The 21742-nt window shown below is 67.4% G+C and carries 21 protein-coding genes; 12 read left to right on the forward strand and 9 right to left on the reverse strand.

What is annotated here, in order from left to right; all coding sequences use genetic code 11:
- Positions 1–17: 17 nt before the first annotated feature.
- The 4 genes from C5E06_RS19140 to C5E06_RS02225 all read right to left on the reverse strand — a co-directional run bounded on the left by C5E06_RS19140 (position 18) and on the right by C5E06_RS02225 (position 4657).
- Positions 18–1316 (reverse strand): O-antigen ligase, encoded by a 1299-nt coding sequence (locus tag C5E06_RS19140; RefSeq protein WP_181062865.1) that lies wholly within the window; start codon positions 1314–1316, stop codon positions 18–20.
- A 79-nt stretch (positions 1317–1395) separates the two neighbouring features.
- The gene (locus tag C5E06_RS02215; RefSeq protein WP_104305864.1) at positions 1396–2217 is read right to left on the reverse strand and encodes a polysaccharide pyruvyl transferase family protein; all 822 of its coding nucleotides are present in this window, start codon (positions 2215–2217) and stop codon (positions 1396–1398) included.
- Positions 2208–3140: a hypothetical protein gene (locus C5E06_RS02220; protein ID WP_104305865.1), complete on the reverse strand. Its 933-nt coding sequence runs from the start codon at positions 3138–3140 to the stop codon at positions 2208–2210. Before C5E06_RS02220 ends, C5E06_RS02215 begins: the two co-directional genes overlap by 10 nt.
- A 35-nt stretch (positions 3141–3175) precedes the next feature.
- Positions 3176–4657 carry a lipopolysaccharide biosynthesis protein gene (locus C5E06_RS02225; RefSeq protein ID WP_181062866.1) on the reverse strand — a complete coding sequence of 494 codons (1482 nt, stop codon included), beginning with the start codon at positions 4655–4657 and terminating at the stop codon, positions 3176–3178.
- A 301-nt stretch (positions 4658–4958) separates the two neighbouring features.
- Between C5E06_RS02225 and C5E06_RS02230 the strand changes: the two genes are divergently transcribed.
- From C5E06_RS02230 to C5E06_RS02265, 8 genes are all read left to right on the forward strand, one after another.
- On the forward strand, positions 4959–5912 hold the full coding sequence (locus tag C5E06_RS02230; protein ID WP_181062867.1) for an acyltransferase family protein: 954 nt from the start codon (positions 4959–4961) through the stop codon (positions 5910–5912).
- 76 nt (positions 5913–5988) lie between these two features.
- Positions 5989–7917, forward strand: coding sequence for a hypothetical protein (locus tag C5E06_RS02235; RefSeq protein ID WP_104305866.1), 1929 nt, complete (start codon positions 5989–5991; stop codon positions 7915–7917).
- 81 nt (positions 7918–7998) lie between these two features.
- Complete coding sequence (locus C5E06_RS02240) at positions 7999–8916, forward strand: UTP--glucose-1-phosphate uridylyltransferase (RefSeq protein WP_104240298.1); 918 nt, start codon at positions 7999–8001, stop codon at positions 8914–8916.
- Between the two features lie 173 nt (positions 8917–9089).
- Positions 9090–10574, forward strand: a complete 1485-nt coding sequence (locus C5E06_RS02245) for a phosphatase PAP2 family protein (RefSeq protein ID WP_219820173.1) — start codon at positions 9090–9092, stop codon at positions 10572–10574.
- A 187-nt stretch (positions 10575–10761) separates the two neighbouring features.
- The gene (locus C5E06_RS02250; RefSeq protein WP_104305867.1) at positions 10762–11148 is read left to right on the forward strand and encodes a VOC family protein; all 387 of its coding nucleotides are present in this window, start codon (positions 10762–10764) and stop codon (positions 11146–11148) included.
- Between the two features lie 8 nt (positions 11149–11156).
- Positions 11157–11687, forward strand: coding sequence for a DUF3995 domain-containing protein (locus C5E06_RS02255; protein WP_104305868.1), 531 nt, complete (start codon positions 11157–11159; stop codon positions 11685–11687).
- 10 nt (positions 11688–11697) lie between these two features.
- Positions 11698–12417: a response regulator transcription factor gene (locus C5E06_RS02260; RefSeq protein WP_104240302.1), complete on the forward strand. Its 720-nt coding sequence runs from the start codon at positions 11698–11700 to the stop codon at positions 12415–12417.
- Positions 12417–13799 carry a HAMP domain-containing sensor histidine kinase gene (locus C5E06_RS02265; RefSeq protein WP_104305869.1) on the forward strand — a complete coding sequence of 461 codons (1383 nt, stop codon included), beginning with the start codon at positions 12417–12419 and terminating at the stop codon, positions 13797–13799. The genes C5E06_RS02260 and C5E06_RS02265 overlap by 1 nt, the downstream gene beginning before the upstream one ends.
- A 16-nt stretch (positions 13800–13815) precedes the next feature.
- On the opposite strand, the gene C5E06_RS02270 is transcribed toward C5E06_RS02265, so the two are convergent.
- From C5E06_RS02270 to C5E06_RS02280, 3 genes are read right to left on the reverse strand one after another with little or no spacing between them, the layout of a single operon-like run.
- The gene (locus C5E06_RS02270) at positions 13816–14073 is read right to left on the reverse strand and encodes a type II toxin-antitoxin system RelE/ParE family toxin (protein WP_104298221.1); all 258 of its coding nucleotides are present in this window, start codon (positions 14071–14073) and stop codon (positions 13816–13818) included.
- Positions 14070–14333: a type II toxin-antitoxin system Phd/YefM family antitoxin gene (locus C5E06_RS02275; protein WP_104240305.1), complete on the reverse strand. Its 264-nt coding sequence runs from the start codon at positions 14331–14333 to the stop codon at positions 14070–14072. Before C5E06_RS02275 ends, C5E06_RS02270 begins: the two co-directional genes overlap by 4 nt.
- A 55-nt stretch (positions 14334–14388) precedes the next feature.
- On the reverse strand, positions 14389–15351 hold the full coding sequence (locus tag C5E06_RS02280; protein ID WP_146081278.1) for a TAXI family TRAP transporter solute-binding subunit: 963 nt from the start codon (positions 15349–15351) through the stop codon (positions 14389–14391).
- A gap of 151 nt (positions 15352–15502) precedes the next feature.
- Here C5E06_RS02280 and dctA point away from each other — a divergent pair, with 151 nt between their 5' ends.
- Positions 15503–17062: a C4-dicarboxylate transporter DctA gene (dctA, locus tag C5E06_RS02285; protein ID WP_104305871.1), complete on the forward strand. Its 1560-nt coding sequence runs from the start codon at positions 15503–15505 to the stop codon at positions 17060–17062.
- A 559-nt stretch (positions 17063–17621) separates the two neighbouring features.
- On the opposite strand, the gene C5E06_RS02290 is transcribed toward dctA, so the two are convergent.
- Positions 17622–18404: an IclR family transcriptional regulator gene (locus tag C5E06_RS02290; protein ID WP_104305872.1), complete on the reverse strand. Its 783-nt coding sequence runs from the start codon at positions 18402–18404 to the stop codon at positions 17622–17624.
- 26 nt (positions 18405–18430) lie between these two features.
- Positions 18431–19264, reverse strand: coding sequence for a 5-dehydro-4-deoxy-D-glucuronate isomerase (gene kduI, locus C5E06_RS02295; RefSeq protein ID WP_104305873.1), 834 nt, complete (start codon positions 19262–19264; stop codon positions 18431–18433).
- A gap of 96 nt (positions 19265–19360) precedes the next feature.
- Here kduI and C5E06_RS02300 point away from each other — a divergent pair, with 96 nt between their 5' ends.
- From C5E06_RS02300 to C5E06_RS02310, 3 genes are read left to right on the forward strand one after another with little or no spacing between them, the layout of a single operon-like run.
- Positions 19361–20110 carry an SDR family oxidoreductase gene (locus C5E06_RS02300; RefSeq protein ID WP_104298226.1) on the forward strand — a complete coding sequence of 250 codons (750 nt, stop codon included), beginning with the start codon at positions 19361–19363 and terminating at the stop codon, positions 20108–20110.
- The gene (locus tag C5E06_RS02305) at positions 20107–20748 is read left to right on the forward strand and encodes a bifunctional 4-hydroxy-2-oxoglutarate aldolase/2-dehydro-3-deoxy-phosphogluconate aldolase (protein WP_219820174.1); all 642 of its coding nucleotides are present in this window, start codon (positions 20107–20109) and stop codon (positions 20746–20748) included. Before C5E06_RS02300 ends, C5E06_RS02305 begins: the two co-directional genes overlap by 4 nt.
- Positions 20745–21692: a sugar kinase gene (locus C5E06_RS02310; RefSeq protein ID WP_104305875.1), complete on the forward strand. Its 948-nt coding sequence runs from the start codon at positions 20745–20747 to the stop codon at positions 21690–21692. Before C5E06_RS02305 ends, C5E06_RS02310 begins: the two co-directional genes overlap by 4 nt.
- Positions 21693–21742: the final 50 nt, after the last annotated feature.

A 21742-nucleotide genomic window follows, 5' to 3' on the forward strand; every position in this document is an offset into this window, starting at 1 on the left:
TCGTTGGGAGGGAGTCGTCAGCGCAAGCGCAGACCCTTGGCAGCGGGACGGATCGGCAGGGCGGCGACCGGCGGCGGCAGTTCGACGGGCTTCTTCGCGAGCTTCCCGCTGAAGTAGCCGAATGTGAAGAACCAGATGTGGAGGACGAAACCTCCCGCGAATCCCCATCCGGTCAATCCGACGACAACCATCGCCATGGTTAGCGTAAAGAGCGCCAAACCAGAATCTGAGTGCTGATTCTTCCTGTTGTAATCGCGGAGGCCCTTGATGACCAGCGCAACCATCGGTCCGAAGAAGAGTAGTGCCCCTACGACGCCCTGTTCCGCGGTGATGTAGTAGAACACATTGTGCACGGGCCACCCGCGGGCGGTGAGCGCATCGAACTGGCCGAAGTAGGTGATGTAGTTTCCTGGCCCGATGCCGAGCATGAGATTTCTACCGATGTGCTCCTGCGCGACGGCAAGAAGGTGCTCTCGTTCTCCACCGAGTGGGTCCTGCTGGAAGCGGGCGAGGATGGCATCGAGAGAGAGCGCGCCCACGAGCGCGATCGCGCCGCCAAACCAGATTCGTCGCTTCATGACGCCCTTGCCACGCTGAAGAATGATCCAGAGACCGAGCATGCCGATCAGCGCGATGAAGTTCGTGCGGCTCGCGGAGAGGCCCACGCCCAGCAGGCCGGCGAGCATCGCGAACGTCGCTGCGCGAGCGACGACCTTGTCGGTGGACGTGCTCAGCGGCAGCGCGATCGCAGTCAGGCAGATGACGATCTTCCCCAGGTTCCCGGGGTGCCCAGCCGTGCCCGCCGAGCGTCCGGATTCGAGGATCGAAGCTTCAGAGACGGCCGCGAACCAGGAGAGGCCGAAGCTCTGGCCCAGCGCGATGAGCGCTTGGAAGCCGAGGATGGCGAGGATGGCGAAAGCAAGCCAACGTTCGAGATGAGGAGCTGTCTCGGCCCGTCCGACGAACGTCCCGACAAACCAGGCGAGAATCGCGACGAGGATGAGTGTTAGAGCGTCTCCCGAGACGTGCGGATTCGTCCAGCCGGTGGTCACCATGAGGATCAGGTAGGCCACCAACGGGATGAAGACGACAGGAATCGGTAGCCGCGGCTTGGCGAAGATGGCGATGATGACGCAGATGAAGAGGCTCACTGTGGACAACGGCACCGGGTCGAACCCGAACAGGTACACCTGGCTGCGTGGGAAGAGCGCAAGGCCCACGAGCGCGACAAGCGCGACGGTGGTCGTGGCTCCCGTGACGCGAAGGCCAATCAGTGTCGCGACGACGATGAGGATCGGCAGGAGGACTTCGGTCATCGAACCAATTCCTTTCTCGGTGCGTCAGCGCTCTGCTGACTTTCGGGTTCCTTCATACTCACAGGTCAGCGCCGCGCCGTCACGCGGAGGATGCGGATGCGATGCCGCGTTCGACGAGTTCGGCTCGAGTGGGGAACGCGAAGTCGTCGAGGGTCTTCTGAATGTGGACCGGGGAGCCGAGGCGAGGCTCGCGCAGGGCCTCGTCGATGGAGACGGGGGTCGACCAGGGGAGGTCGACTGATGCGAAGTAGTCCTGGTACTTGAGTTCAGGCTCGCCGTTGACCGGTGCCACGAGCTTGACGGGGCGTCCGAGCGCATGCGCGAAGATCAGCCCGTGGAGCGACGAGGTGTAGACGAACTCCGCGCGGAGGATCTCGCGAACCAGGTCCTCAGGCTCGCAGTCGATGCTGACGAGGGAGAACTCGCGGCGGCGGCGGAAGAGCGGCAGGTCGCGGTAGTGGGGGATGAAGATGACCCGACCCGCCTCGGCCTGAGTCTCGGAGCAGGTCTTGGCGTAGATGGACTCGACTGCGAGACCGGGGTCGAGCTGAGACGTGACGTTCGAGGTGTCGTACCCGGCTTCGTCGAGGGCTCGCATCGTCAGCGGGCCACGCACGGCGCGGATGTCGGAAGGCCCCTCAGCCACAGCAGGCAGCTCACGCCCCTTCGTCCCGACCCCGCACACGATGTCACCAGGCAACGCGCGATGGATGACGGAACCGACGAGCAGCAGGCGCCCGCCGATGTCGGTCAGGTTGTCCGGCTCGTCGTCGTAGAGGAAGCGCACGAGGTCTCGATTGAAGAGGTCGCCGGCGTTGCCGACCCGAAGCTTGCCTCGTCGGGGGATCGAGAAGCGACGGGTCCGGTCGACCGGGTCCCAGTAGAACGTCTTTACTGCCACAGTGCCTGCTCCTCGATTTCCGCGATGCCGAATTTCACGTCATTGACTCCGTAGCTGAGCCGAACCGTCGACCCGAGGACATCGGCCCCGGCGAAGTAGCTTGCGCTCAGCAGATTGCGATTGTGGACGCCTCGCCGTGGGAGAGCGCTTGCGACCGAGTGCACCAGGCGGTGCTTGGAGAACTCCACCGTCGGTGTCGTCGTGTCGAGCCGAGAGATGCGCACGGGGCGTCCGACGTAGGCGCGCTTGGACCGGATGGAGAAGCGCTCGTGCGCCATGAGCACGAGCGAGCCATCTGCGGTCAGGCAGGGCTGAGAGCCGATGGTGGTCGCTCGAGGAACCCTCACCGGGTACTGGGCGTCGTGCCGCGTGAGCTCGAAGGTGATGTCCGGCGTCTCGCCGACCTGCCCGTCGACGCGGAGGAGCGTCATGAGCGGTTGCAGGCTGTAGATGCCGCCAAGCTCCCCGTCGGAGAGCTGGTGGAACGCCCAGTTCTTCTCGATGCGCTGCCGTTCGGCGTTGGCGAGCTGCACCCGGCTCGGTGCGGACAGCAGGGGGGCGACCCTCATGATGAAGATGTCGTTCTGAGCTCCGCTCGGCCATCCCGTGTTGAAGGTCGCGAACACCCCGTCCTTCGTCGCGAAGAGCTTCGGGTCGGCGACCGGGGCGACCCCGTGCGAGCCTGCGTGGGCGGTGAGATCGACGACCGTCCAGTCGTCGCTCCCGACCGGGGCCGAGGCGAGATATGCCCGGAACGGCTTCTGGCCGCTCTCGTCGAGCGCTCGGAAGGAGACATGCAGTGCGTTGTCGCGCTCGAGGACGCACACGTTGAAGACGTCGCTCAGGCCAGCGTCGTGTGCTGCCGAACGCAGACTTGTCGACAGCGCCAGGTTCTGGCGTCTGACCAGCGTGCGAAAGACCATTCGAACGTGACTCCTCGTAGCACTGCGGGGGGATGTCACGCGGACCGGCGACGCAGTTTTCGTACCAGTCCGATGATCGTCGTCCGCTGCTCACGACCGGCGACGAACCACAGGACGCCGAGATACAGTGCGAACGCGGTGATGGCCGCTGGCACGGTGTACCCGACGACGCGGGGCTCAACCGCAGCCCACGGTGTCAGGTCGAGGATCAGCAGCAACGCGACCATCGGGACGGCGGCAATTGTACATCGGATGAGCTGCCCCATGTAGGGGCCGATGGCGATCGAGGCCTGCTTCGCAAGCAGCACGAGGCGCAGCGGCCAGAGCAGGATCACGCGGACGCTGCGGGAGAGCGCCACCCCCTGGATGCCGAACGGCAAGGCGACGAACAGCAGAATGACGCCCACGATGTTCTGGGCGAGCGCGAGTCCGAAGGCGGATTTCGCTCGACCTGCTGCGATGAGCACGCTTCCATCGAAGTAGGTCACGGAAACCAGGATGATCGACGGGATCAGGAGCTGGAACACCGGAATCGAGGCCACCCATTCCTCGCCGAAGAGGTAGGGGATGAAGTCCGGCGCGAGCAGCCCCAGGATGAGGAAGACCGGGATCGCGACTGCGGACGAGGCGAAGGTGAGGCTGCGCATGACCACGTTGGTCTTCGCGACGTCTCCCTGTGTTCGGGAGAAGGTGGTCAGCGAGACGCGGCCGACCACCGAGGTCACGAGCTCCGAGGTGATCGTGAGGATCCGCTGCGCGAAGAAGTAATAGCCGAGCGCGGTGGGATTGATGGCAGCGCCGATGACGAGCTTGTCGATGTTCGCCTGCGTCGCGCTGAGCAGCTCCACGCCGAGGACGCTGAAACCGATCGAGGCCATGGAGCGCAGCGAGGTCCAGGAGAACTCGAACTTGGGACGCCAGCGCGAGGCCGCCCAGAGCGTCACGAATCCGACGAAGCTCTGCACTAGGGCCTGCCCGACGAGCGCCCAGACGCCGTAGCCCATGATCGCCATGGGGACCGCGACGCCGGCGCCGGCCACCGTGCCCGCGAGCTTGCGGATGGAGAGCTGCTTGAAGTGGAAGTCGCGTTCGAGCAGTGCCGCCGGGGTGCTGCTCAGTGCGGCGAGCACGATCGCGATCGACTGCACACGCAGGACATCGCCAAGCTCCGGTTCGCCGAGCAGGAGCGCGATGAGCGGCGCGCTGAAGAAGAGGGCGACGTAGATGACGACGGAGATGCCGAGGCTGGTCCAGAAAGTCGTCGACGCGTCTTTGGGTTCCAGGGTGAGCCGCTGGACGAGCACCTTGTTGAAGCTCGAGTCGACGAACACCTGCAGGATCGCGGTGAAGACCGTGGAGAGGGCGAGGAGCCCGAAGTCTCCCGGTGCGATGAACCGAGCCAGGAGCGCGAAGACGCCGAGCGCGATGAACCGCGAGGCCCATCGCTCGAGGACGATCCATCCGATGCCGCGGACAGCTTTCGCGCCGATTCCGTCGTCGTCGGGTGCAACGGTCATGGTCTGGTGGCCTCCAACTGCTGGTAGCGCGAACCAAGCGGCCCGCATGACATTATCAGGGGCGTGCGGGCTTGGGTCCTACCTTCCCCGCCGTTGCGCTTCTGCTGGCTGGGCCGTCTGCGAGGCTCATCCCGCGAGAGTTGGACTGACGGCATTCTGTGCTCGTGGAAATTTCTCGCCCATATATCTCTTAGGCTCGTTTCCAAAGCGAGGTGCTTCGCACACCACCTGCTGCGGACCAAAGCGTCCGACTCGAGCAACCGCCCGAGAATCTGCCCTGTCGTGCACGAAAGTTGGTACCATGCGCGAATCGTGGATGGACGCGATGCGAGGGATCGCGATGCTGCTTGTGGTTCTCTTTCATGCTGGTACTGGTGTCGCCTACTTCGGGGATTTTTATCCGCGTGGAATTGATGTCTTCAACCAAGTGGTCGAGCCGTACCGAATGCCGGCGCTCATGTTCTTGTCCGGTATGTTGTTGCACAGATCGCTCTCCAAGTCGGCATCGCTGTACTTCGGGGGTAAAGCACGCAAGATCGCGTGGCCATACGTGCTTTGGAGCCTGATCGGCTTGATGTTAGCTGGCGACGTCACTTTCGCGTATATTGCGCAGATTGCGTACAATCCCGCCGAAACGCACCTCTGGTATCTTTGGTTCCTCTTGATCTTCTATGTGATCGCGTGGTTGCTGAAAAGTATGCCGGCCTGGATTCCAGCTCTGCTAGCTCTCGTGGTGTCTCATTTCCTTCCCGAAGCATTTCGAATGGAGAAAGGTGCATTCCTGTTTGCCTTCTTCATGCTGGGGCACTGGTACGCGCAGTACCGATCAGTGGTGGATGTGTGGATGCGACGCCCCTTTGTCTGGATTATCGCTGTCGCTTCAGCTGCGACCTCGTCATGGTTCAACGTGGTCGGATTTAAAGTCGTGTACGAACCAATTTTCGTACTTGGGGTAATTGGGTCCATCTACTTGGCGATGCGCTTGGTCCCGCTCATCCCAGCTGGGAAGCCTAGGCAATTTCTAGAGTATCTTGGTGTGAATTCGATTGTCTTGTACATCGTCCACCTCTTTGCGATTAGAGTTGCGGGAACACTGCTGGCGATGGTGGATGTGACTGACCCGTATGTGCAGTATCCGATATTCGTGATCTTTGGGCTTGGGTCAGGGATGCTCCTCATGCGGATAATCACGAGGCAACCGTGGCTGAATGGACTGTTTGTGTGGCCGTTTAGCCGCCGTGTTTCTGCGGTGTAGAGGTCGCAATTCAAGTGTGATCGCCAATAGCGATTCATCCACTAGGCTCCTGGTATCCCCCGACGTTGGAGCCCCTATGAAGAAGTTCCACGCCCTTGTCTGCGCGATGCTCGCCGGACTCCTCGTCGGAGGCCTCGCCGCAGCCCCCGCAGCGGCAGAGCCTGCCCTGGTGGCGCAGGTTGCCAGCGAGGAGCCCGAGCTGCTCTCCCTCGAGATCGTGTCCTCCCTCAAGGTCAAGGGAGGCGAAGAGATCCGATTCAACTGGACCGTTCGCAGCAAAGCGGACATCGACTCCTCTTACGTGAGCCTGCAAGCTGTAACCCCGAAGAGAGGAGAGCAGGACTATCAGGACGTTGGCTTCGACGTCACGGAGCCGACCACGCGGGACGGGGACATCGTCTCCGGAACGGACTCGCTCGTCGTGGGCGGGTCGTCTTGGGGTGCGCGCACGTGGTACGTCTCCGTCTTCCGGTTCGTTGATGTCGAAGGCAACCTCCTCTTCGCGTACCACGGCGACAACGACACAGTCGCGAATGTCCCGAGGATCCACGTCGATGGCAGGAATGGTGACAAGGACGGCCCCGAGCTCCTGTCCGTGTCCATGGACCCGCCTGGCGACCTGGTGCTGGGCGACCAGTTCACCATCGACTACACCGCACGGGACCCAGCCGGGGTTGCGAGCGTCGGCTTCACCGTCTCTACTCCCGATGGGTCCGAGCGGGCAGCGGGGTCCGCGCCGGACCGCGTCGACGGGGACATCGTCTCTGGAACGGTCACCTTCACGGTCGATCGACCGTATTGGAGGATCAGCGAGTACACAGTGGTGAGTTCACGGCTGCGCGACTCGTTCGACAACGCGCGGGTGATCAACGCGACAGACAACGCGATGCTCACCGCGCTGCCGTCCTTCAACGTGACCTACATCGGGGGGCCTGACAACACGCCTCCCGAGTTCGTGACCGCGAGGTTCCTCTCGCCTCAGATCATCTGGGGTCAGCAGGAAGTGCTCGTCGAATGGCGGGCTCGAGACGACAGCGAGATCCAGGACATGGTGGTCATCCTCGAAGGTCCGGATGGCGAGGAGTACGTGATGTACAACCGTGGTCTGATTCCCCGGACGAAGGACGCAGACGGCCTGTTCACCAGCATTGCGTTCACCCACTTCGAGCCTCCCGCTGGCCCGGACGGAACCTACACGGTCACCGGCATCGCTTTCAGGGACATCTACTACAACATCAGCGTCGTGAACGCGGAAGACAACTGCATCCTCGCGTCCCTGCCCACCTTCACCTTCCTCGGCTACGAGGTCACCGAGCCCCCGACGCCCACGGCTGCCCCGACGCCCAGCGAAACCGAGGTGCCGGCGGTGTGCCAGACGGCCGCCCCCACCGAGTCGCCGGTTCCGACGGAGACGGCGCTTCCGACGGAGACTGCGCTTCCGACGGAGACTGCTGTTCCGACCGAGACGGCGGTTCCGACGGGGACTGCTGTTCCGACGGCGACGGCGCTCCCGACCGAGACGACGCCTCCGACGGAGACGGCGCTTCCGACGGAGACGGCGCTTCCGACGGAGACTGCGGTTCCGACGGAGACTGCGGTTCCGACGGAGACGGCCGTTCCGACGGAGACGACGACAGCGACCGCCGCGCCCACTTCAACCCAGGCGCCGACCGCCTCGGCTCCGCCGGAGACGGCTCCTCCCACCCAGTCCACGGAACCGGTGCCCGGTGAAACCGAGCCCGAGCCCACCTGGTGGGCAACGCCGACCGTGCATCCAGTGCCGTCCGAATCCGCGACCCAACCAGCGGCCCCTGGATCTCCGTCCGCATCATCGACCGCTGGCGTGCCGGCGGCGACCGCAGCACCGACGGATGGCGGAACAGGCCTCGCGACGACCGGAACCGACGGAGGCGGCCCTTGGCCGATCTTCCTCGCCGGGAGCGCCCTGCTCCTCGGGGCTGCCTTGTTCCTCGGGCGGCGGATGCCCACGAAGTCGCAGAAGTAGCGGACCTGCCGCGAAACGCGCAGGACCTCGCGGACCGGGTCGCGAAACCTCCCGGATACCGAATTCCAATACGCTAGCTCCATGCGCGCACCAATAACCAAGGCTGTCATCCCCGCGGCAGGCCTCGGGACTCGCTTCCTGCCTGCCACGAAGGCCATCCCGAAAGAGATGCTCCCCGTCGTCGACCGCCCCGCGATCCAGTACGTCGTGGAGGAGGCTGTCGAGGCCGGCCTCTCCGACGTGCTCATGATCACCGGCAGACACAAGGCGTCGCTCGAGAACCACTTCGACCGCGTGGCCGAACTCGAGACGCTCCTCGCGGCTCGCGGTGAGCACGAGAAGCTCGCCCGCGTGAACGCGGCGACCAACCTCGCCGATGTGCACTACCTCCGTCAGGGCGACCCGCTCGGCCTCGGCCACGCCGTGCTGCGCGCCAAGCAGCACATCGGCCACGAGCCGTTCGCCGTGCTCCTCGGCGACGACATCATGTCCTCCGGCGGATCACTGCTCAAGCGCATGATCGAGGTGCACGAGCAGACCGGCGCCAGCGTCGTCGCGCTCCAGGAGATCGACCTCGATCAGATCTCTGCGTATGGAGTCGCCGCCTACGACACGAGCATTCCGCGTGAACAGGGCGTCGTCGGCCCCGACACGATCCAGCTGACCGGGCTCGTCGAGAAGCCTGCCCGTGAAGACGCGCCGTCGAACCTCGCCGTCATCGGGCGCTACCTGCTGCGTCCCGAGGTCTTCGAGGTCCTCGAGCGCACAGCCCCCGGCCGCGGCGGGGAGATCCAGCTCACCGACGCCCTCGAGGTGCTCGCCGGCGACCCCGAGGCGTTCGGCGGAGTCGTGGGCGTCGTCTACGGCGGACGCCGCTACGACACCGGCAACAAGCTCGAGTACATCAAGGCGACCGTCGAGCTCGCGAGCCAGGACCCGAAGCTCGGCCCCGAGCTCCGCCCTTGGCTGCAGTCCTTCGCGGCGCAGATCGCCGACTGAGCCGAGACGATCACGAGACGGGGACCCCGCGCAGGACGCGCCGGGTCCCCGTTCTGCTTCTCGCCGATCTCCGCGCCCTCGTTCACTAGCCGGTCACCTAGTGGACATCGGCTGATTTCCCCGGGCCTCTACGCTCGCCGGGTTCATCCCCCGACCGTTAGGCCGAACCCCGCATGCGCATCACGACGTCACGACGACGCCTCGCTTCAACCATCGCTGTGACGACCGGGCTGGGGGTGCTCCTCTCCGGCTTCGGCGCGGGGGCAGCATCCGCCGCCGAGCCGTTCACCGACGACCAGCTCGCCTACGACTACCCGTCGAACGCCGAGTACGACTACGTGCCGATCATGGACCAGTTCTCCTGGCTCGTCACCGACCGCGCCGACATCATCGCGCTCAACGACAGCCAGACCGTCGACATCAACACCTCGGCCACCCCCGAGCAGGTCGAGCGCGCGATCGTCGACCAGTACGACGACATGTCGGTCTCCATGGCCGACGGCCTCGGCGAGAACCTCGGCGCGATCTACACCGAGGCGCGCCTCGCGGGTGAGCTGCCGAAGATCGACGCGCTCCTCGCGAAGAGCGGCGGCCTCGTCGGGTACTACTCCTCGTCGAACCCGTCGAAGAACTACTTCGACTACGACCGCCCTTACATCCGCTTCCCCGAGCTGCTCCAATACCGCGACAAGGAGGGCGGCGACGCCTGGGACTCCACGAGCGGTGCCTACCCCAGCGGTCACACCTCGCAGGCGTACTGGCAGGGCACGTCGCTCTCGATGATGCTGCCAGAGCTCGCCCCGCAGATCCTCGCGCGCACCTCCGAAGCCGGGAACAACCGCATCGTCATGGCAGCGCACTACCCGCTCGACGTGATGAGCGGACGCATGATGGGACAGCACATCGTCGAGCGCCGCATGAGCGACCCCGCGTTCCGCGAGCTCTTCGCCGAGGCCGAGGCCGAGCTGCGCGGCGTGCTCGAGGCCGGATGCGGCGCCGCCCTCGCCGACTGCATCGAAGCCGACACCCCGTACCTCTCCGACGACGACGCCCTCGCGCTCTACGAGCAGCGCATGTCCTACGACTTCCCGCAGATCGCGCCCGCCGGGGAAGCCGTGACGATCCCCGCGAACGCCGAGTCGCTGCTCATCACGAGCCACCCCGACCTCACGCCCGAGCAGCGCCGCCAGGTGCTCGAGCTCACCGCGCTCGACTCCGGCTACCCGCTCGATGAGGGTGCAGAAGGCAGCTGGCAGCGCCTCAACCTGGCCGCCGCCATGGCAGCTCAGGTCGAGGTCGACGCCGACGGGAGCATCAGCCTCGTCGACGCCGGAGCCGAGCAGCCCGAGCCCAGTACGCCGGGCACCGCCGAGCCCACCGTGACCCCAGCCCCGACGGTGGCGCCCACCGCCACCACGGAGCCCACCGCGTCCGCGACTGCGGCGCCTACCGCGTCGGCGACGACCATGCCCCCCGCCTCCGCCACGTCGACGACCGCACCGGTCGCTGGCGGCGACAACGCCGACAACGGCTCGGACGCGCTCGCGACAACCGGCGCCGAGAACGTCGGCGCTGGCATCCTCGCCGCATTCGCGCTGCTCGCGACCGGCCTGACAGCACTCGTCGTGCGCAAGCGCTCCGCGAAGACGAACAGCTAGCAGACGGCGAGAACACGAGGCCCGCAGGCCCGCCGCGCCCGGAGCATCCACCAGATGTCGGGGGCGGCGACCTGCGGGTTTCGTCTACCGCTGATCGACTCGAGGCCGGCCCGTCCGCCCCACCGAACTTCCTGCGCATCCACGCCAACCACTGGCGTCGTCGTTCACCCCGAGGTGGACTTGACCCATGGCAAAGACAACACGCGTGCTCAGCGTCTCGGTTCCCGTCTCCGATGTGGACGCGGCGCTCGCCTTCTATACGGACGTGCTCGGCTGCGAGCTCGTCATGGACGTCGAAGCATGGCCAGGCGCCCGCTACGTCGAGGTGCTCCCGCCTGGCTCGAGCGTCGGCATCGTCCTGCTCCCGCACGACAGCGAGATCCCCATCGCCGTGCGCCTCGGCACCACCGACGCGCAAGAGGCGCACGACCGGATCAAGGCCAGCGGCGTCGAGCTCCACAACGCCGAAGTGCTGCGCTGGGAGAGCGTTGCACCCATGTTCTCGTTCGAAGACCCAGACGGCAACGGGCTCGTCTACCTGGAGGACCAGCCCGGCCAGACACTGGGGGAGTAGGGGCGCGGATGCGCGAAGACACCGCCCGCACCCGCCGCTCGCGCAACGCCGCACGCATCCTCGTGCTGGCCGCTGCCGTCATCGGCGTCGTGCACGCCGCCTTCAGCGCCTCCTGGGCGCTCGGTGGAACCTGGCTGCTGTCGACCATCGGGGCGATCGCCGTCGAGTTCTCGAGGCGAGAACCACTGGAGTCCGGCCTCCTGCTGGGCACCGTCGCGCTGGTCAAGCTGCTCGCCGCCCTCATTCCCGTCGCTCTCGACGCGCAGCGGATGCCGTGGCCGAGAGTGTGGCGCGCCATCTGCTGGGTGGGCGGCCCCGGCATCGTGCTCTACGGGCTCGTCAACATCGTCGCGAGCGGCGCCGTGCTGCTCGGGGTACTCGTGCCCGAAGGCGGCTACGACCGGGATGCCATGATCGGGCACGCCCTCCTCTGGGACCCGCTCTTCCTCCTCTGGGGGCTCGCCCTCACCGGCTGGCTCTGGCTCACGAGGCCAGTGGCCCGGAGAGTGCCACCGACCCCCGAGGGACGCGTCAAATAAACTCGGTCCCATGCGCGTGCTGCTCTGCGAAGACGACGACCAGTTGGCAAGGGGGCTGAGCCGCGCTCTCAAGCACGCCGGACACCGCGTCACGCGGGCCGCCGACGTCGCCGAAGCCCTCGCCTGCATCCGCGACGAAGTGCCCGAGCTGGCACTCGTCGACATGTCCCTCCCCGACGGGCTCGGCACGCAGATCATCGCGAAGCTGCGCCAACATCCGGCCGTCGGCATCATCGTCGTCAGCGCGCACGGCCGCGAGCAGGACCGCATCGCGGGGCTCCGCGCCGGCGCCGACGACTACGTCACCAAGCCCTTCAGCGTCGCCGAGCTGCTCGTCCGCATCGAAGGCCTCGCCCGGCGCACCCGCGAGATGCGCCGCTCCACGAGCATCCCCGAGTCTTCCGTCATCGAAGTCGGGATGCTGCGCCTCGACACCGAGACGCGCACCGCGACCATCACCCCAGACGACGGCGCCACCCCCACCGCTCAGGCGCTCACGCAGAAGGAGTTCGAGATCCTCCGGCTCCTCGCGGCGCGGGCAGGACAGCCGGTGACGCGCGAGGACCTCCTCGACCGCGTCTGGGAGAGCAGCGTCGAGACCGGCACCCGCTCGCTCGACACCCACATGGCCACACTGCGCAGCAAGCTCGGCGACACCGTCACCATCACCACCCTCCGGGGCGTCGGCTACAGCCTGACGGCACCCGCCAACCCGGACGGGCCCACCTGATGCACCGGCGACTCGTGCTGTGCGCCGTCCCGCTGCTCGTGCTGCTGCTCATCATGATCGCCGTGCCCACCGCCGTCACGATCGCCGACCGCCACTCGGCGGAGCTCACCAACGACCGCCTCAACGATGCCGCCCGCTTCTCGACCGCCGCCTACACGGCCATCGGCACCGATCCCGTCCGCCTCCAGGCCGAGCTCGACGACTACGCCGAGCTCTTCGACACCCCCACCTGGCTCCTCAACCGCGACGGGCAGATCATCCACTCGGCAGGCCTGCCCTACGCGGTCGACGACGCAGACCTCGCGCTCGTCGACGCCGCCCTCTCCGGGCAATCGCCAGACATCACCACCACCGTCTGGCCGTGGGGGCCCGAGCGGCTCACGATCGTCGCCCCCGTCGGCCGCGACTCGCAGGTCGTCGGCGCCCTCGTCTTCGACGTGCCCACCGAAACGGCTCGCACCACGATCCTCACCGAGTGGCTCATCCTCGCCGCAGGGCTGCTCGTTCCCGGCGCCGTCGCCTTCTGGCTGCTCTGGCCCATGTCTCGGTGGATCCTCCGCCCCGTGCAAGAACTCGAACGCTCCGTCGACGCCGTCGCGCGCGGCGACCTCGACGCGAAGGCCGGCACCGACGCGGGCCCGAGCGAACTGCGGCTCCTCGCGTCCACCTTCAACTCCATGGTCGGCACCGTCTCCGCGACCGTCACGAGGCAGCAGGAGTTCGTGTCGGATGCGTCGCACCAGCTGCGCACGCCCCTCGCCTCCACGCGCATCTCGGTCGAGAACCTCGAGCCGTACCTCCGCGACGACGTCGAAGCCCGAGAGGTGCACGCCGAAGCCATCGAGACCATCGACCGCATGACCGGCACCGTCGCGGGACTGCTCGACGCGACCCAGTTCCAGAGCCGGCCGCCGCGCATCTCGGCGATCGGCGACGCGCTCGCCGGGGCGGCGTTCCGGTGGGCAGAAGCCGGAGCGCGAGCCGGCATCGCCGTGCAGACCGTGCACCTCCAGGGGGAGACGCTGGAAGTGCAGGAGCCGGCCGGCGGCCTCGACGCCGTCGTGAGCGAGCTCGTCACCAACGCCATCAAGCTCTCCGGCGGCACCGAGGTGCGTGTCGCTGGCAGGCCGGACATCGGCTCGCGCAGCTACGTGGTCACGGTCGACGACAACGGCATCGGGCTCGCATCTGACGACCGCGAGCATGCCACGCAGCGCTTCTGGCGCTCACCCCGCACCAGCAACCTGCCGGGAACCGGCCTCGGCCTGAGCATCGTCGCGCAAGCCCTGCGAGATATCGGGGGCGGGCTGACGCTCGCGGATGCGCCCGGCGGCGGCCTCCGCGTCGAAGCCGCGGTGCCCCTGGCGGAATCTCAGTCCTAGCCGAGCGGAGCATCTGCTAGCGATAGACCTCGCGACGGTGCGCGGCACGCACGATCGTGATGACGAGTTCCTCGTCGTAGATGTCGTAGATGACGCGGTAGTCGCCGATGCGAAGTCGCCACGCGGTCTCCTCGCCCACCAGCTTGCGAGCCCCTTGCGGGCGTGGTGTTTCCGACAGCGACTGGATCGCATCCAGCACGCGCAGTTGGACTGGGCGAGTCAGTTTGCGGACCTGTTTTGCGGCGGCCGAGGTGAACTCGACGCGGTAGGTCACGCGCCGAGCTCACCGCGAAGCTCATCGAGGGAAACCCGGTCGCCATCATCTGCCGCTTTCGCATGGCGATACGACTCAACATCGCCATGCATCTCGAACGACTCCAGAGCTTCGAGGTCCGCGACGCTGACGACGACTGCGGCGAGCTTGCCGTTCCGAGTCACTCCTACCCGTTCACCGGCATACATGGCCCGACCGAGCACGTCGGAGAGCTGCTCGCGAAGTTCTCGGGTGCTGATCTCACGCGTTACGGAGTCCATGTGTCAAGAGTAGACGTTGTGTACACAGTTGTCACCGGTTGCTGGCGAGTGGCCCCTATGGCTTGTTCGCCGTGAACCAGCCGGCGGCCCCGGGATGCAGCGCGATGGGAGTCGTCCCCGCGCCCGTCCGAGGGTTGATCTGTCCCGCCTCAGGGCGCACGTGCGACAACGCATCCGAGTTCTCGAACAGGCAGGCGGTGAGGAACTCGGCCAGCGAATCCGCCATGCCAGGCCTCACCGCGAGCACCGTCGGCACCGCGAGCGTCGTCGCCGCCTGCAGGCCCTCGTACATCGTCGACGGGATCGTGACCGGGAAGTACACGAGCGAGAAGCGGTCGATGAGATGCTCCGCGTTCGCGCCGAGGTCGATGAAGCGCACCCGCTGCCCGGCGCCGATCTCGCTGATCGCAGGGGTGGGCATGCCCGTGAGGCTCGCCGCCGCCTCGACCGCGCCGCCCGCGAGCGCCGCCACGGAATCGGCCTGCGAAAGGCTCACGTAGTCCGCCTCGACGCCCAACTCGTCCAGGATCGCCGACGTCGTGAAGCGGGTGCCAGACAGCTCGAGTCCCCCCGCGATGGTCTTGCCATGCAGGCCCCGCAGGTCGGTGATGTCCGAGTCCTCCGGAACCACGAGGTGCAGCACCGAATCGAAGACACGCGCAAGCGCTACGATCTCGCCCTCGAACTCCGCAGCGACATCGACGTTGATGAGCGCCGCATCCACCTCGCCCGAGCTCAGCAGCTGCGCGTTCTCGAGCGACGAGGCGGTGTCGCGCACCAGCATCTCGCCGGCCGGCCACGAGGCGTTCACCGCGTCGGCGTAGGCCGCCCCGATCTCCCGGAACACCGCCCCCTCTGGCCCGGTCGCGAGCGTCAGCACCTGCCCGGAAGGCTTCGGCGAGGCGCACGCCGCGAGCGCAAGCGAAGACAGCGTGGCCGCCGCGCCTCCCAAGAACGCTCGCCGCGTGAGGCCGCCTGCTGGCAGCTCAACCGACGACATCCACGGTGCAAACGCCACGGTTCGAGCCTAACAAGCGGGCATCCGCGACCGAATGTCAAGAACACCTTAAGGATGCGCCGAGCCCCTGGGCTCCTGGCTTGTGGGCGCCCACCCTTGGACGACGAGCCGTCACCGATGACGCACACGCTGGAGTTCAAAGGAGAACACCGTGACACACGACTCGAGCCCCGACAAGGGCAAAGCGGTCAAGACCACCCCGAGCTCACCAGGCCGGGCAGCAGGCAGCACCCCTCCCGTCAAGAAGAAGAAGCCGTTCTGGCACCACCTCTACGTGTGGGTGCTTGTCGGCATCGCGCTCGGTGTCGCCGTCGGCCTGATCTTCCCGGCCTTCGCCTCCGAGCTGCGCTGGCTCGCGACGCTCTTCATCAACCTGGTCAAGGTCGTCATCGCGCCGACCATCTTCGCGACCGTCGTCGTCGGCATCGCTGGCCTCGGCAACCTCGCGAAAGCGGGCGGCCTCGCCCTGCGCACCGCCGTCTACTTCAACATCACCACCGTCGTCGCCCTGGGCCTCGGCCTCATCGCCATCAACGTGTTCCAGCCGGGCGCCGGCCTGAACTACGACGTCGCGAGCTTCGACGGATCCGCCGCCGACGCCACCATCGCCGACGCGGGCGACGCCGGGGGAGAGGGCCTGCCCGGCTTCATCCTCGGCCTCATCCCCACCTCGTTCATGTCGGCGTTCGTCGATGGCCAGCTCCTCCAGGTGCTGCTGCTCGCCATCCTGACCGCCATCGCGATCGCCATGCTCGGCAAGCGTGGCGAGAAGGTCGTGCGCGCCATGGACTCGCTCGCGAAGGTCATGTTCGGCATCATCAAGATCGTCATGTGGGTCGCCCCCATCGGCGCCTTCGGCGGCATCGCCTTCACGATCGGCAAGCACGGCGCCGAGATCCTCGGCAACCTCGCCTTCTTCATGGGCTCCTTCTGGCTCACCTGCCTCATCTTCGTCTTCCTGGTGCTCGGCCCCATCTGCCACTGGGCCGGCTTCAGCATCTTCAAGTACCTCCGCTACATCAAGGATGAGCTGCTTATCGTGCTCGGCACCTCCTCCTCCGAGACGGTGCTGCCGCGCATGATGACGAAGCTCGAGGCGGCCGGCGTGCCCAAGCACGTCGTCGGCCTCACCATCCCGACTGGCTACTCGTTCAACCTCGACGGCACCGCCATCTACATGTCCATGGGTGCCATCTTTATCGCGCAGGCGTTCGGAGTGGACGTGCCCATCGGCACCCAGATCGCGCTCCTCGCGTTCATGCTCATCTCCTCGAACGGAGCAGCGGGCGTCTCCGGAGCGGGTCTCGTGACCCTCGCCGCATCCATCGCCGCGTTCGACCACATCATCCCCATGGTGGGGCTCGCGCTCATCGTCGGCATCGACCGGTTCATGTCAGAGGGCCGCGCGCTCACGAACCTGACGGGCAATGGCATCGGCACACTCGTCATCGCCCGCTGGACGAAGGCGCTCGACCGCGAGCGACTCCAGGAAGTGCTCGACAACCCCAACGACATCGACGTCGAGCACCTCATGAGCCTCGACGGCGAAGAGGAAGCCGAAGCGCGCGCCGAGGGGGAGCGCAACCTGGAGCTGGCATCCGACAGCATCGACCGGAAGACGGGGTTCGCGGTCGACGGGCCGGCTGCGGACTCAGCTGAGGGGGCCTCGGACCGCAGGAGCTCCTCCAGCGAGTCGAACGCCCGCGGCTGACCGGAAAACGGCGGGGGCCCGCGGCGTCGATGTGACGCCCCGGGCCCCTTTCGCCGTCGCGCCGTCGCCGCCACCTTCTCCGCCGCCGCTGACCAACTTCAGTGCTGATCCGGCCGCTTTCTGCCCGAACTGGCGGGAAACGGCCGTCTGAGCACTGAAGTTGGTCAGGGGTGCCGGATGGGGCGATGGTGTGAGGCTCCGCCACTCCGCCACTCCGCCACTTCGCCGCCTCGGCCACCACCTCGGCCACCACTACCGCCCCCACCTCGGACCAACTTCAGTGCTGATCCGGCCGGTTTTGGTCTGGATCGGCGGGAAACGGCCGTCTGAGCACTGAAGTTGGTCAGCGGTTCCGGTTGGGGGCGATGGTGTGACGCTCCGCCACTTCGCCGCCTCGGCCACCACCTCGGCCGCCACTACCGCCCCCACCTCGGACCAACTTCAGTGCTGATCCGGCCGGTTTCGTCTTCGAGCGGCGGGAAACGGCCGTCTGAGCACTGAAGTTGGTCAGGCAGCAGCGGCGGGTGTCTCCGAGAGTCGGCGGCTCGGCGCTACGCCCCTACGCCCCGGGCGCTCCGGGGGCGCCGAGCTCGCGGGAGATGCGGTCGGCTGCGGCGATCGCGGCAGGCGCGAGGGCTTCGATGCTGAGGCCCGGGTACTCGAGCTCGATCGAGGACACCGAGAGGCCGTGCGTCACGGCGCCGGTGTGGTCGCGGATGGGTGCCGAGACACACACGGTGCCCGTCTCGTTCTCGCCCAGGTCCGTCGAGTAGCCGCGCTCGCGGACGCGGGCGAGCTCCTCGTGCAGCAGGCCGAGGTCGGTGATCGTGAGGTCGGTGCGCCGGGGCAGGCCGACGCGTTCGGCAAGCGCATCCACTCGCTCGGGCGCCCAGTCGGCGAGCACGACCTTGCCCATGCCGGAGCTGTGCAGGGGCACGCCGAGGCCGACGCGCGAGCGCATGCGGTACGGCTTCGCCGAGTCGCGGCGGATGAGGTAGACCATCTCGCTCTCCGTCGCGACGCCCACGTGGATGGTGCAGTCGACGGAGGCGGCGAGCTCGTCGACGATGGGGCCCGCGACCTGCGAGATGTCGACGCTCGCGAGCGCCCGGCCCGCGAGGGCGAGCAGGTTGGGCCCGGCCCGGTAGCCCTGCTCGGAGTTGCCCCCGAGGTAGTGCTGCGCGACGAGGGTGCCCAGGATGCGGTGGACGGTGGCCTTCGCGAGTCCGGCTTCGGCGACGATGTCCGTGAAGCGCGGATGCGCGAGGGCCGCCGCGAGCACAAGCAGCGTCTTCTCGCTTGCGCCCGCGGGCGGGGTCGGCGACTGGCCTGCGTCGTCCATCCTGACCACCCTCGTTGTTGGAGTCGTCACCGCATCGCAGTGATCGGGACAGAGTCCATGTCGTCGAACGACTGGTTCTCGCCGGCCATCGCCCACACGAACGAGTAGCTGGAAGATCCTACTCCCGAGTGCAGCGACCAGCTCGGGGAGAGCACGATGTCGCCGTTCGCGACCATGAGGTGGCGCGTCTCCTTGGGGTCGCCCATGAGGTGCACGACCCGCTGGTCCTCTTCGAGGTCGAAGTAGTGGTACACCTCGGTGCGACGGTCGTGGGTGTGCGCCGGCATGGTGTTCCACATGCTGCCGGCGTGGAGGCTCGTGACGCCCATGACGATCTGGCAGCTCTTGACGCCGTTCTCGTGGATGCACTGGCGCAGCGTGCGGCGGTTCGACGTGACCTGGTCGCCGAGCTCGCGGATCGTGCCCTCTTCGGGGGTGACGAGGGTGTTCGGGTAGGCCGTGTGCGCGGGGGCGCTGAAGCCGTAGAACTTGGCGGGGTCGGCGGCGTCGTTGCTCTCGAAGGTGACGTCGACGGTGCCGCGGCCGAGGTAGAGCACGGCGGTCTTCGCGAGCTCGTAGCGCTCGCCGTCGGCGACGACGGCGCCGGCGCCGCCCGTGTTGACGATGCCGAGCTCGCGGCGGTCGAGGAAGTTGTCGCTGCGAAGCTCGTCGACGGTCTGAAGCGTGAGGGGGCTGTCGGTGGGGACGGCGCCGACGGTGACGACGCGGTCGAAGTGCGTCGCGACGACGCGGATCTCACCTGGCGTGAGGAGCTGCTCGACGAGGTAGCGGTCACGGAGTGCCTGCTGGTCGAGGGTGGGGATGTCTTCCGGGCGACCCGGGCGGTACTGCTGGGACAAGGGAGTTCCTCTCGTGATTCGTTCGTGGCACGTCTATAGTAGGTGAATGAAACCGAGTTCCGCCAGGTGGACCTGGCCTCACGCGAAAGGGTCGCTATGACCAGCTTCGACCTCACTGGAAAGACCGCGGTCGTCACCGGCGCCCGCCGCGGCATCGGCCTCGGCATCGCCACGGCACTCGCTGAGGCAGGGGCGGACATCATCGCCGCGTCCTCCCAGCAGGAAGCCGACGGCGGGGAAGTCGGGGCACGTGTCCGCTCGCTCGGCCGCAGCTTCGAGGGCCACGGCGTCGACTTCACCGACCGTGCCGCCGTCGAGCAGTTCGGCGCATCCGTGAAGCACGCCGACATCCTCGTCAACAACGCAGGCACCATCCGCCGCGCGCCCGCCGCCGAGCACTCGCTCGACTGGTGGGACGAGGTCATCCAGGTGAACCTCTCGAGCCAGTTCGTGCTCAGCCAGATCGTCGGCGCGGCAATGGTCGAACGCGGCAACGGGCGCATCATCTTCACCGCCAGCCTGCTCAGCTTCCAGGGCGGCATCAACGTGCCCGGGTACACGGCGTCGAAGTCGGCCATTGCGGGCCTCGTCCACGCCCTCAGCAACGAGTGGGCATCCCGCGGCGTGACCGTCAACGCGATCGCCCCCGGCTACATCGCGACCGACAACACCGAGGCGCTGCGCGAAGACAGCGACCGCTCGCGGTCCATCCTCGAGCGCATCCCCGCGGGTCGCTGGGGCGAGGCAGAAGACCTCGGCGGTGCCGCCGTGTTCCTCGCGAGCCCGGCCGCTGCCTATGTCACGGGCGTCGTCCTCCCCGTCGACGGCGGATGGCTCGCACGATGAGCGCCCTGTTCGAGGGCCACTCCGTCGTTCCCCTCTCAACGCCGAGCACGCAGGCGCAGGCCGAGGCGCTCGCCGACGGTCTCGTCGCGGGCGGCATCGGCATCGTCGAGATCGCACTGCGCGGCGACGGGGCACTGGATGCACTGCGCCACATCGCGGGGCGCCCCGACCTCATCGTGGGTGCGGGCACCGTGCTCGACACCGAGCAGGCCAAGCAGGCGCTGGATGCGGGTGCACAGTTCCTCGTCTCGCCCGGCCTGTCGGCGGAGGTCGTCCGAGTCGCCCAGTACGCCGACGTTCCGATCCTCCCGGGAACGCTCACGCCGAGCGACATCACGGCGGCCCGCGACCTCGGGCTGACGCAGCTCAAGCTCTTCCCGGCGGGCAACTTCGGCGGGCTGTCCCTGCTCACCACGTACGCCTCCGTGTTCCGCGGCATCACGTTCATGCCGAGCGGCGGCATCAGCATCGCCAACCTCGCCGAGCACCTCGAGCACCCGGCGGTCTTCGCCGCGAGCGGAAGCTGGCTCGGCAGCTCGAAGCTGCTCGACCAGGGTGCAGACGCGGTCGCCGAGGCAGCCCGCGCGGCGGCCGACATCGCGACCCGCGTGAGCGCCGCCAAGGTCGGCCGCACGTGAGCGGCATCGTCACGATCGGGGAGGCGCTCGGGCTGGTGATCGCGCGCCGGGCCGGCGGCTTCGACCTGCAGTCCGACGCCGAGATGAGTTTCGGCGGTGCAGAGAGCAACGTCGCGATCGCCGCCGCCCGACTCGGCGTCGAGGCCGCGTGGATCGGCCGGGTCGGCGATGACGCCGTCGGCAGGCGCATCCTCCGGGCACTCAGGGCCGAACAGGTGCAGCTGCACGAGACGGTCGATGCGGATGCACCCACCGCGATCATGCTCAAGGACCGGCCCCGTCCGGGCCGCAGCCGCGTCACCTATTACCGCGGCGGACTCGCCGGCAGCCGCATCACGCCGGCCGACGTCCCAAGCGAGGCCATCGTTGGCGCCCAGGTCCTGCACGTCACGGGCATCAGCCTCGCCCTCAGCGACAGCGCCGCCGAGACGGTGCTGAGCGCCGTCCGCCTCGCTCGCGAGCACGGCGTGATCGTGTCGTTCGACGTCAACCACCGCAGCAAGCTGTGGTCGGCCGAGGCCGCGGCTCCCCGCTACCGCGAGCTCGCCGCGCTCAGCGACATCGTCTTCGCCGGAGATGACGAGGCCGCCATGCTCGTCGGCGAGGCATCCCCGATCGAGCAGGCCCGCGCCCTGCAGGCCCTCGGCCCCAGGCAGGCCGTCATCAAGCGCGGCGAGCACGGCGCGTCCGGCGTCGACGGCGACCTCGAGGTCGAGGTGCCGGCCTTCGCGGTCGACGTCGTCGACACGGTCGGCGCCGGCGACGCCTTCGCGGCCGGTTACCTCGTCGAGCTCACGCGTGGGGCGCCCCTCGAGCAGCGCATGCTGACGGCCGCCGCGTGCGGAGCCAGCGCGTGCCGCAGCGACGGCGACTGGGAGTCGCTGCCGAGCTGGGGTGACCTGCGCGAGCTCGTGGACGGCGTCGGCGACGCCGTCCAACGCTGATCCACCCCGGTTCCTCTCAACACCCCCCGATGTCAGCGAAGATAGAAGAC

It is taken from the genome of Pseudoclavibacter sp. RFBI5, assembly GCF_002931395.1.
Lineage (GTDB): Bacteria > Actinomycetota > Actinomycetes > Actinomycetales > Microbacteriaceae > Pseudoclavibacter.

Bases quoted from the DNA above. Each gene is read 5' to 3' on its own strand.
- C5E06_RS02265 (WP_104305869.1), top strand. From the start codon at position 12,417: ATGCACCGGCGACTCGTGCTGTGCGCCGTCCCGCTGCTCGTGCTGCTG.
- C5E06_RS02235 (WP_104305866.1), top strand. From the start codon at position 5,989: ATGAAGAAGTTCCACGCCCTTGTCTGCGCGATGCTCGCCGGACTCCTC.
- C5E06_RS02225 (WP_181062866.1), bottom strand. From the start codon at position 4,657: ATGACCGTTGCACCCGACGACGACGGAATCGGCGCGAAAGCTGTCCGC.
- C5E06_RS02255 (WP_104305868.1), top strand. From the start codon at position 11,157: ATGCGCGAAGACACCGCCCGCACCCGCCGCTCGCGCAACGCCGCACGC.
- C5E06_RS02290 (WP_104305872.1), bottom strand. From the start codon at position 18,404: ATGGACGACGCAGGCCAGTCGCCGACCCCGCCCGCGGGCGCAAGCGAG.
- C5E06_RS02220 (WP_104305865.1), bottom strand. From the start codon at position 3,140: ATGGTCTTTCGCACGCTGGTCAGACGCCAGAACCTGGCGCTGTCGACA.
- C5E06_RS19140 (WP_181062865.1), bottom strand. From the start codon at position 1,316: ATGACCGAAGTCCTCCTGCCGATCCTCATCGTCGTCGCGACACTGATT.
- C5E06_RS02240 (WP_104240298.1), top strand. From the start codon at position 7,999: ATGCGCGCACCAATAACCAAGGCTGTCATCCCCGCGGCAGGCCTCGGG.
- C5E06_RS02275 (WP_104240305.1), bottom strand. From the start codon at position 14,333: ATGGACTCCGTAACGCGTGAGATCAGCACCCGAGAACTTCGCGAGCAG.
- C5E06_RS02305 (WP_219820174.1), top strand. From the start codon at position 20,107: ATGAGCGCCCTGTTCGAGGGCCACTCCGTCGTTCCCCTCTCAACGCCG.
- C5E06_RS02230 (WP_181062867.1), top strand. From the start codon at position 4,959: ATGCGCGAATCGTGGATGGACGCGATGCGAGGGATCGCGATGCTGCTT.
- C5E06_RS02300 (WP_104298226.1), top strand. From the start codon at position 19,361: ATGACCAGCTTCGACCTCACTGGAAAGACCGCGGTCGTCACCGGCGCC.
- C5E06_RS02260 (WP_104240302.1), top strand. From the start codon at position 11,698: ATGCGCGTGCTGCTCTGCGAAGACGACGACCAGTTGGCAAGGGGGCTG.
- C5E06_RS02245 (WP_219820173.1), top strand. From the start codon at position 9,090: ATGCGCATCACGACGTCACGACGACGCCTCGCTTCAACCATCGCTGTG.
- C5E06_RS02250 (WP_104305867.1), top strand. From the start codon at position 10,762: ATGGCAAAGACAACACGCGTGCTCAGCGTCTCGGTTCCCGTCTCCGAT.